The following is an 898-nucleotide window of genomic DNA, read 5'->3' as shown; positions in this document are numbered from 1 at the left end:
CCTCGCGGCCGGGTCTCTTCTGTCGGTGCTGATTCTTTAGGTGCCGTTTGCGGCCGGGCCTACTTGAAGCTGGCTCCCACGAGGCCCCGGGTGGCGGCCACGAGTTTCATCGGGTCCTGGGACCCTGCCGGCGGGATGTAGACGGCCACGGACTCGGCGAAGTTCAGCACCATGCCGGTGCTGGTCTCCTTGCCGCCGGCCAGGGCGGCTGCGTCATCGCCGATCGTCAGCTTGTCGCCGGACGCCTTCGGGGTGCCATCGAAGCCGAAGTTCAGGCGGCCCAGTGCCAGCGCCCCGCCGTCGGCGGTCCGGAACACCACAACGCTTTCCGGGACCAGCTTGTGGGTGAAGGAGAAGGTGCCGTTGACACCGGAGTTCACCACATCGGCCTGGTAGGCCAGCGTGTCCGCGATGTACGGGGAGGATGCGCCCTCGGCGAGCTTGTCCTTGAACGCGGAGTCAGCGGAGTTCAGCCGGTCGCCCAGGCCGCCCAGCGCTTCCTCGCCGCTGTAGAGCAGCCCCGACTTGTCCGCGGGTGCCAGCGTCTCGGTGCCGCCGCGCGCGATCCCCGGGAAGGTGGTTCCCGGCTGGAGCGGCGTGGTGAGGACCAGCTTGTAGTTCTCCCGCGGGGAAGCCTGGGTCAGGGTGAGCAGTTGCGGAACAACGTTGCCCTCGCCCTGGGTGACCGCCATGACGGTGCGCGGCCAGCTGCGCTTGTCGGTGACCACCGTGGTGAGGAGCTTGGTGGCACGGACCGGCATGCGGGCCTCGTACGAGCCGACCTGGGAACGGATCTTGTAGTTTTGGGTGCGGACCTCGAGCTCGGGCCCTGCCGCGCGGGGCTCCAGTTTGCTGGCATCCTTGGCGGCGTCGCCGGCGTCGACCGCGCTGGCAACCT

At 68.8% G+C, this 898-nt stretch carries 1 pseudogene; it reads right to left on the bottom strand.

Annotation, left to right across the window (positions count from 1 at the left end):
* Positions 1-59: 59 nt before the first annotated feature.
* A pseudogene (locus K789_RS0121125) lies at positions 60-898 on the bottom strand (hypothetical protein); the annotation flags it as partial.

The organism is Arthrobacter sp. TB 26 (assembly GCF_000427315.1).
Taxonomy (GTDB): Bacteria; Actinomycetota; Actinomycetes; order Actinomycetales; family Micrococcaceae; genus Arthrobacter.
The sequence above is the reverse complement of the archived record's forward strand: the minus strand, read 5'-3'. Positions and strand labels throughout refer to the sequence as shown.